Source organism: Streptomyces flaveus (assembly GCF_014647675.1).
Taxonomy (GTDB): domain Bacteria; phylum Actinomycetota; class Actinomycetes; order Streptomycetales; family Streptomycetaceae; genus Streptomyces; species Streptomyces flaveus.
In genome coordinates, this window is sequence record NZ_BMPQ01000021.1 from 158,255 (window position 1) to 167,163 (window position 8,909).

The window sequence follows — 8,909 nt, forward strand, 5'->3', positions numbered from 1 at the left end:
CGGCGCTTGAGGACGAGGCCGTTCAGGCCGATACGGGGGCCTGGGGGCGGCAGCCCCCAGTTTCGGGAAGGGGCGGGCCTGGGGAAAGAAACCATCCCCCGGCACCCCGCCCTCCACAGCGGTACCCTGACCAGGCCGCATCAGCGCAACTCCGCCCCCGAAGGGACCCACAAATGCCGCTCGAAGCCGGCCTCCTGGAGATCCTCGCCTGCCCGGCCTGCCACGCCCCCCTCAAGGAGCAGGACACCGAGCTGATCTGCACCGCCCAGGACTGCGCCCTGGCATACCCGGTCCGCGACGGCATCCCGGTCCTGCTGGTCGACGAGGCCCGCCGCCCCGCGTAGACCCCCAAAGAAGCGACGGCGCTCGGAGGCTGCCCCACATGCTCGACGAATCACTGCTCGACGACCCGGAGGCACTGGCCCGCGCCGACCGCCGCGAGCTGCTCCGCGGCGCCGCAGAGGCAGGCGCCCGCGTACGCACCGCCGTCCGGCACGCCACCGAGGCCGGAATCGCCGAGCTGAAGCCGGACGGCCGCCCAAGGGCCATCCTGATCGCAGGCCCCGGACTGGCCGCCACCGGCGTCGCCGACCTGCTCGGCTCCCTCGCCGGCGCAGCGTGCCCCGTCACCCGGCTCACTCCAGGAGGCGTGGCTCCCGCCGCGGGCGCCCTCTTGTGGGACCTGCCCGGCTGGGCGGGCCCCGTGGACCTGCTCCTGATCGCCACGCCCGACGGCAGCGAACCCGGCCTCTCGATCCTCGTCGAGCAGGCCTACCGACGCGGTCTCACCGTCGTCGCCGTCTGCCCGCCCCACGCCCCGCTGACCGAGGCGATCACGGGCGCCCACGGCCTCGCCGTACCGATGGCAACCGCCCCCTACGAGCCGCAGGCACCGGCCGCGGCCTCGGCCCCCGGTTCGCTGTGGGCACTGCTCACCCCGCTGCTCGTGCTGCTCGACCGCACCGGCCTGCTGTCCGCCCCGCCCGACATCCTGCAGAAGGTCGCCGACCGGCTCGACCACGTCGCCGAACGCTGCGGCCCGGCCATCGCGACGTACAGCAATCCCGCCAAGACGCTCGCCGCCGAGCTCGCCGAGGCGCTCCCGGTGATCTGGACCGAGGGCCAGTCCGCGGGCCCCGCGGGACGCCGCTTCGTCGCCGCGATGGCGGAACTCGCGGGCCGCCCCGCGCTCACCGCCGAACTGCCCGAGGCGCTCGCCGCGCACAGCGTGCTGCTTTCGGGCGCGCTGGCCGCCGGCGCCGACCCCGACGACTTCTTCCGCGACCGCGTCGAGGAGGCACAGGCCCTCCACGCGCGCGTGGTCCTGCTGCGCGACCGCCCCGCCGGAGGCCGCACCGCCGCCCCCGCCGCCCGCGACCTCGCCCTCAGCCACGACACCGCGATCAGCGAACTCGAACCGGAGGACGGCAGCGACCTGGAAACCCTCGCGGAGCTGATCGCCACCACGGATTTCGCGGCCGTTTACCTGGCGCTCACCGCGGGGGCCTGATGCTTGCCCGGCGGCCGATTCCCATGACCGTCGCGAACAAGCCGACCGCCGCGAGTACGTGAACAGCTATGTGATCACGTGAGCACGTGCCCGTGTGAACAGAGAGCGCAGAGAGAACCCCATGGACCGCCTCGACAACACCATCCGCCCCTACGCCTGGGGCTCCACCACCGCCATCCCGCGGCTCCTCGGCGTCGAGCCGACCGGCGAACCGCAGGCCGAGATGTGGATGGGCGCCCACCCCGGCGCGCCCTCCCGCACGGCCCGCGGTCCTCTCACCGAGCTCATCGAGGCGGCTCCTGAGCGCGAACTGGGCGCCGAGACGGTCGCCAAGTTCGGCCCGCGCCTGCCGTTCCTCCTCAAGATCCTCGCCGCAGGCGCACCCCTCTCCCTCCAGGTGCACCCCGACCTGGCCCAGGCCAAGGAGGGTTACGAGGACGAGGAGCGTCGCGGCGTCCCGATCGACGCCCCGCACCGCAACTACAAGGACGCCAACCACAAGCCCGAACTGATCTGCGCGCTCACGGAGTTCGACGGCCTCTGCGGATTCCGGGCTCCGGCCGAGGCCGCGGACCTGCTCGCGGCCCTGGAGATCGACTCCCTCAAGCCGTACGTCGACCTGCTGCACGCCCACCCCGAGGACGCCGCCCTGCGCGAGGTGCTGACAGCCGTCCTGTCCGCGGACCGTGAGCAGATGGCCACGACGGTCACCGAAGCCACCGCGGCCTGCACACGCCTCGGCGGCTCGCACGCCCCGTACGCCGAAATCGCCCACCACTACCCGGGCGACCCGGGCGTCATCGCCGCGATGCTCCTCAACCACGTCCGACTCCAGCCCGGCGAGGCCCTGTTCCTCGGCGCCGGCGTCCCGCACGCGTATCTGAACGGCCTCGGCGTCGAGATCATGGCCAACTCCGACAACGTCCTGCGCTGCGGCCTCACCCCCAAGCACGTGGACGTCCCCGAACTCCTGCGGATCGTCCGCTTCGAGGCGAGCGATCCCGGCGTACTGCGCCCCGAGGCATCCCCCGACGGCGAGGAGGTCTACGAGACGCCGATCGACGAGTTCCGCCTCTCGCGCTACGTCCTGCCGCAGGGCACCGCGGCCCACGAACTCACCCTCCGCACCCCGCAGATCCTCCTGTGCACCGCGGGCTCCGTACAGACAGGCGAGCACGTCCTCACCCCCGGCCGGTCCGTCTTCGTACCGGCAGGCGAAAAGGCCGAAGTGTCCGGGACCGGCGTGGTCTTCCGGGCCACTGTTGTGGCTTGAGCCGGCCATGGTGATGGCCGGGACGACGGCCTGATGCACCGCTGTCGAACCGGGCTGCAACAATGGCCCACCGCGAACGGCGGGCAGAGCCGGGTCGACAGACGGAACGCCCCGGACCGCAGACGAAGGGACCTCGGGAACACATGAGCGCGTCAGGCGGCACCAAAGCGATCGTGGCGGCACTCGCCGCCAACCTCGCGATCGCGGTAGCGAAGTTCGTGGCGTTCCTCTTCAGCGGCTCCTCGTCGATGCTCGCCGAGTCGGTGCACTCGCTCGCCGACTCCGGCAACCAGGGCCTGCTGCTCCTCGGTGGCAAGAAGGCCCAGCGCGAGGCGACCCCGCAACACCCCTTCGGCTACGGCCGTGAGCGGTACATCTACGCCTTCCTCGTCTCGATCGTCCTCTTCTCGGTCGGCGGCATGTTCGCGATCTACGAGGGCTACGAGAAGATCAAGCACCCCCATGAGATCGACCACTGGTACTGGCCGGTGGGCGTCCTCGTCTTCGCGATCATCGCCGAGACCTTCTCCTTCCGGACGGCCATCAACGAGTCCAACGCACTGCGCGGCAAGCAGTCCTGGAAGGAGTTCGTACGTCACGCCAAGGCGCCCGAGTTGCCCGTCGTCCTCCTGGAGGACCTGGGCGCGCTGGTCGGTCTGATCCTCGCGCTCGGCGGCGTGGGCCTGGCGCTGGCCACGGGCGACGGCGTCTGGGACGGCATCGGCACCCTCTGCATCGGCATCCTGCTCATCCTCATCGCGATCGTCCTGGCCGCCGAGACCAAGTCGCTCCTCCTCGGCGAGGCCGCGGGCGTGGAAGAGGTCAAGAAGATCGAGGCCGCCATCGTCGACGGTGACACGGTCACCGACATCATCCACATGCGCACGCTCCACCTCGGCCCGGAGGAACTCCTGGTCGCCGCCAAGATCGCCGTCCAGCACGACGACACGGCCACCGAGATCGCCACCGCGATCGACGCCGCCGAGTCCCGCATCCGCGAGGCCGTCCCGATCGCCCGCGTCATCTACCTCGAGCCCGACATCTACCGCGAGACCGAAGCCGCGAAGGGCCCGGACCGTGAGGCGGCGCCGGGGGGTCCGACCAAGCCTGCCGAGCACTGATCCTGCAACCCACCTCCTCTGTGCCTCCGTTCTCCGCCTCCGTGTCTCAATCTGGCCGGAGGCGGACTGGGGTCCGCTGGGCCGATCGGTGTAGATTCGTACACCGAGCCAGACGTCGCTGCTGATGGCGGTCGGGCGGCCCCGTGCGGGCCGACCGAGGGAGAGAGGGCCTCCGACGGACTGCGCTGCGCACAAGCGCCGGGCATTCGTATGCTCGCCATCGCGCAGACCAGCCGTACCCACCTCGACCCAATCCGAGGAGCAGCTCGCATGACAACTGTCGACAACCGACAGGACTTCAAGGTCGCCGACCTCTCTCTGGCCGACTTCGGCCGCAAGGAGATCACCCTCGCCGAGCACGAGATGCCCGGCCTGATGGCGATCCGCAAGGAGTACGCCGAGGCGCAGCCCCTCGCGGGCGCCCGCGTCACCGGCTCCCTGCACATGACCGTGCAGACCGCCGTGCTCATCGAGACCCTGGCAGCCCTGGGCGCCGAGGTCCGCTGGGCCTCCTGCAACATCTTCTCCACGCAGGACCACGCCGCCGCCGCCATCGCGGTCGGCCCGAACGGCACGCCCGACAACCCCCAGGGCATCCCGGTCTTCGCCTGGAAGGGCGAGACCCTGGAGGAGTACTGGTGGTGCACGGAGCAGGCTCTGACCTGGCCGAACACGCCCACCGGCGGCCCGAACATGATCCTGGACGACGGCGGTGACGCCACCCTCCTCGTCCACCAGGGCGTCGAGTACGAGAAGGACGGCAAGGTCCCGTCCGTCGACACCGCCGAGAACGACGAGCACCGCGTCATCCTGGAGCTCCTCAACCGGACGATCTCCAACGGCTCGCAGAAGTGGACCCAGCTCGCCTCGGAGATCCGCGGCGTCACCGAGGAGACCACGACCGGCGTCCACCGCCTGTACGAGATGCAGCGTGAGGGCACCCTCCTGTTCCCGGCGATCAACGTCAACGACGCCGTCACCAAGTCGAAGTTCGACAACAAGTACGGCTGCCGCCACTCCCTGATCGACGGCATCAACCGCGCCACCGACGTCCTCATCGGCGGCAAGACCGCGGTCGTCTTCGGCTACGGCGACGTGGGCAAGGGCTGCGCGGAGTCCCTGCGCGGACAGGGCGCCCGCGTGATCGTCACCGAGATCGACCCGATCTGCGCACTGCAGGCGGCGATGGACGGTTACCAGGTCACGACCCTCGACGAGGTTGTCGACAAGGCCGACATCTTCGTCACCACGACCGGCAACAAGGACATCATCATGGCCTCGGACATGGCCAAGATGAAGCACCAGGCGATCGTGGGCAACATCGGCCACTTCGACAACGAGATCGACATGGCCGGCCTCGCCAAGATCCCGGGCATCGTCAAGGACGAGGTCAAGCCGCAAGTCCACACCTGGACGTTCCCCGACGGCAAGGTGCTCATCGTCCTCTCCGAGGGCCGCCTGCTGAACCTGGGCAACGCCACCGGACACCCGTCCTTCGTGATGTCCAACTCGTTCGCGGACCAGACCCTGGCCCAGATCGAGCTGTTCACCAAGCAGTCGGAGTACCCGACCGACGTCTACGTGCTGCCCAAGCACCTCGACGAGAAGGTCGCCCGCCTCCACCTCGATGCACTCGGTGTGAAGCTCACCACGCTCCGCCCCGAGCAGGCCTCCTACATCGGTGTCGAGGTCGAGGGCCCGTACAAGCCGGACCACTACCGCTACTGAGCACCCCGCCGAGCAGCGGTACCACCGCTCGGCACACGGATGTCAGCAGGCCCTCGCCGTCACGGCGGGGGCCTGTCCCCGATGAGGACCGAACCCCCATGCCCCGCGGCCGATATTCGCTCCACGATCCGCACGACCACACCCCCCTTGCTGAAGAACACTTCCACTGCGCGCCCGGCCCCTCCGGCTGGCGCTACGTCTCCCAAGTGACCACCCCCTCCGGCGACCCTGCCGGTTCCGTCGACCTCGCCCTCGACGACCTCGGCCGCCCCATCCGTCTCGAACTCCACGCCGCGAGCTGGCAGATCCGAGGTGCCGCCCTCGACGGCGTCACCTGGGTCCGCACCGACCCCACGGGAACTCACGCCACCGAAGGCAATGTCCGCGCCCACGCCTTCACCGGCACATCCCCCGCATTCCTCATCGCCACCGCACGTCTGCTGCGCCTCACCCCCGATTCCTCCGCCACTCGCGTACGCCTAGTCGCCTTCACCGACCCGGTCCTGGCCCCGCGCACCGTCGACCAGTCCTGGGCCCTGATCAAAAGAGAAGCACACGCCACTGACAACGACCCTCTGACCGTGGACGAATACCAGGTCACAGCCCTGGACACGGGCGAGCAGCACACCATCCATCTCTCTGGCGACGTCGTGCTCTCCGCACCCGGCATCGAACTCGAGGATCTCGAGTCGCCGCCGTCGCTGTTCACCTGACCGCCCGCAGGGCGACCCGGGTCACGCGGGCGGTACGAACCCGGTGGCGGGGCGCTCGCTCCCTGTACCCTGCGGGCCCGCCTGGGCGGGGGCCTTCGGCGTAGCTGCGGCACGAGCCCCCTGCTCGGCCGGCACCGTCGGCTGGGAGAGCGACCTCTGAGAGCCCGGGAGGTGCACCGCCGGACCAGTGCTTGAGGGATAGGCGGAGTCCGGTGGCTGAACCGCCGCGTACGACGGAGTCAGCCCAGCCCCGCCTTCACCCCCGGCAGGCCCACCGCCGAAGGCCCGCCGGGTCTCCCGCGTCTGCCGCTCCTGCATCACGGCCGCCAGATACGCAGCCGGTTGCACCCCCTGCGGCGCCGGAGCCCCCGTGCGCTCCGCGACGTCAGCCGCGAGCCGCTCCGCCATCGCCCCACCGACCTGCGGATCCAACTGCTGCATCCGCGTCAGATACTGCCGAACCGCAAGCCACAGCCCATCCGGAACCGCGGACAGATCAAGCCCGGAAAACCGCCCTGTGAGCCAAGGCGGCGGAGGAGGAACGAAAGGCGTACGCCCGGCAGGAATCCGCTCCCGCACGACCAGGGTCCCCGCGAACACATCACCGAGCCGCCGCCCCCGAGCCGACACGAGCGACGCGATGCACGCCACGATCCCGAGCGTCATCAGGATCTCGACCACACCGACCGCCCCACGCACCAGCGCATGCCGGAACCGGATCGGCCCGCCGTCGTCCCGCACCACCCGCAGCCCGCACGCCAGCTTCCCGAGCGAACGCCCGTGACTGAGCGTCTCCACCGCGATCGGCCCGCCCACCAGCACAAGGAGGAACGCCGCGATGGACACCGCCGTCTGCGCCGCCTCGTCGAGACCGGCCGTGGAGACCACAAGGGCCACCGTCACAGCGACATACGCGGCCATCGCCGCCACCAGGTCGATCAGCACGGCCAGCGCCCGGCTCGGTAGCTTCGCGGGGCGCAGCTCCAGTGCCACCGCCTCGCCCGTCACAAGCTCACTCACGCCCGCCGTCCTTCCCTGAACTGCCCTGAGAACAGCCAGTCTGCCAAGCTGAGGGCACATCGCGCCGCAGTGCGACAAGGCGCCGCAGTGCGACAAGCTGACCACACGACGAGCAGCCGAGGAGCAGCCAACCCGATGGACCTCGACGTCTTCGTGTCCGCCCACCGCGCCGAGTGGGACCGGCTCGACGCACTACTGCACCGCCAGCGCCGCCTCACGGGCGCGGAGGCCGACGAACTCGTCGCCCTGTACCAGCGCACGGCGACCCACCTCTCCCTGATCCAGTCAAGCGCCCCGGACCCCCAACTCACCGGCCGCCTCAGCCAACTCGTGGCACGCGCGCGTAGTGCCGTAACAGGCACACGCCGAGCCTCCTGGCGCGACGTCACCCACTTCCTTGCGTACGGTTTCCCCGCCGCGGTCTACCGCTCACGCCACTGGTGGGTACCCACCGCGCTCCTCTCCACCGCGGTCGCCGCCATCCTGGGGTGGTGGATCGGCACCCATCCCGAGGTCCAGTCCTCGATCGCGGCCCCCAGCGAGCTACGGGAGCTCACCCGCCCCGGCGGCCAGTACGAGACGTACTACTCGAGCCACCCCGCGGCATCCTTCGCGGCCCAGGTATGGACGAACAACGCCCAAGCCGCCGCCATGTGCCTCGTTCTCGGTGCCTTCTTGTGCCTGCCGGTCATCTGGATCCTCTTCCAGAACATGCTCAACCTTGCCGTGGGCATCGGCCTGATGTCCTCGGCGGGCCGCCTCGACACCTTCCTGGGCCTCGTCCTCCCGCACGGCCTCCTGGAGCTGACCGCCGTCTTCGTAGCCGCTGGTACAGGGCTGCGCCTTGGCTGGACCCTCATCGACCCGGGCCCCCGCTCCCGTCGTGCGGCCCTCGCCGAAGAGGGCCGCGCCGCCCTGGGCATGGCGATAGGCCTCGCTCTGGTCCTCTTCGTCTCCGGCGCCATCGAAGGCTTCGTCACCCCGTCCGGCCTCCCGACCTGGGCCCGCATCACCATCGGCATCGCCGCCGAACTGGCCTTCCTTGCGTACGTCTACGTCCTGGGCGGTCGCGCGGCACGTGCCGGCGCCACAGGCGACGTCGAGGAGACCGAGCGCAGCGCCTCCGTACCGACCGCCGCCTGATGTGCGGGCACTCCGGTCGAGCTGTTAGCCTCGTACATCGCCCCACGGGAGCCGTTGACACGGGACCCGTGTGGAGGTAGATTTACACAGTTGCGCGGAGCTGGACAGCTTCGATGGCAACGGTGAACATCTATCCGCTTCTCGGGTTCACTCCCGAAGAAGCCCTCCCGATTGTTCAGGAACGAGTGGCCGGTCAGTCCGGTCGAAAATTTCTGATAAAGTCGGACCCGCCGAAAGGGAGCCGCCAGGCTACCGAATAGGCAAGGCCCTCCAACTGGCCACCAAAACGAATTCTGACCGGAAACGGCACGGGAAACGGATCTGGTAAGGTTGGAAACACCGAAGGGAAGCCCGGAGGAAAGCCCGCGAGGGTGAGTACGAAGGAAGCGTCCGTTCCTTGA

The 8,909-nt window shown here is 69.9% G+C and carries 9 protein-coding genes; 7 read left to right on the forward strand and 2 right to left on the reverse strand.

The genetic code is table 11. The features are described from left to right. The first annotated feature begins 173 nt into the window (after positions 1-173). The 6 genes from IEZ21_RS32370 (at position 174) to IEZ21_RS32395 (ending at position 6,345) form a co-directional block, all read left to right on the forward strand. Complete coding sequence (locus IEZ21_RS32370; protein ID WP_078492239.1) at positions 174-344, forward strand: Trm112 family protein; 171 nt, start codon at positions 174-176, stop codon at positions 342-344. Between the two features lie 38 nt (positions 345-382). Further along, positions 383-1,510 (forward strand): SIS domain-containing protein, encoded by a 1,128-nt coding sequence (locus IEZ21_RS32375; protein ID WP_189325379.1) that lies wholly within the window; start codon positions 383-385, stop codon positions 1,508-1,510. A gap of 121 nt (positions 1,511-1,631) precedes the next feature. Next, positions 1,632-2,783, forward strand: a complete 1,152-nt coding sequence (manA, locus tag IEZ21_RS32380; protein WP_189325380.1) for a mannose-6-phosphate isomerase, class I — start codon at positions 1,632-1,634, stop codon at positions 2,781-2,783. Between the two features lie 143 nt (positions 2,784-2,926). Then, on the forward strand, positions 2,927-3,904 hold the full coding sequence (locus IEZ21_RS32385) for a cation diffusion facilitator family transporter (RefSeq protein WP_189325381.1): 978 nt from the start codon (positions 2,927-2,929) through the stop codon (positions 3,902-3,904). A 270-nt stretch (positions 3,905-4,174) separates the two neighbouring features. Continuing rightward, positions 4,175-5,632: an adenosylhomocysteinase gene (ahcY, locus tag IEZ21_RS32390; RefSeq protein WP_033326694.1), complete on the forward strand. Its 1,458-nt coding sequence runs from the start codon at positions 4,175-4,177 to the stop codon at positions 5,630-5,632. Between the two features lie 98 nt (positions 5,633-5,730). After that, positions 5,731-6,345, forward strand: a complete 615-nt coding sequence (locus tag IEZ21_RS32395; protein ID WP_189325382.1) for a hypothetical protein — start codon at positions 5,731-5,733, stop codon at positions 6,343-6,345. 21 nt (positions 6,346-6,366) lie between these two features. Here IEZ21_RS32395 and IEZ21_RS32400 read toward each other — a convergent pair whose 3' ends face one another. Beyond that, positions 6,367-7,365: an RDD family protein gene (locus tag IEZ21_RS32400; RefSeq protein WP_189325383.1), complete on the reverse strand. Its 999-nt coding sequence runs from the start codon at positions 7,363-7,365 to the stop codon at positions 6,367-6,369. A gap of 135 nt (positions 7,366-7,500) precedes the next feature. Here IEZ21_RS32400 and IEZ21_RS32405 point away from each other — a divergent pair, with 135 nt between their 5' ends. Next, positions 7,501-8,508, forward strand: coding sequence for a stage II sporulation protein M (locus IEZ21_RS32405; RefSeq protein ID WP_189325384.1), 1,008 nt, complete (start codon positions 7,501-7,503; stop codon positions 8,506-8,508). Between the two features lie 193 nt (positions 8,509-8,701). Here IEZ21_RS32405 and IEZ21_RS47090 read toward each other — a convergent pair. Continuing rightward, the coding region (locus IEZ21_RS47090) for a hypothetical protein (RefSeq protein WP_213089380.1) at positions 8,702-8,909 on the reverse strand (208 nt) is incomplete at its 5' end.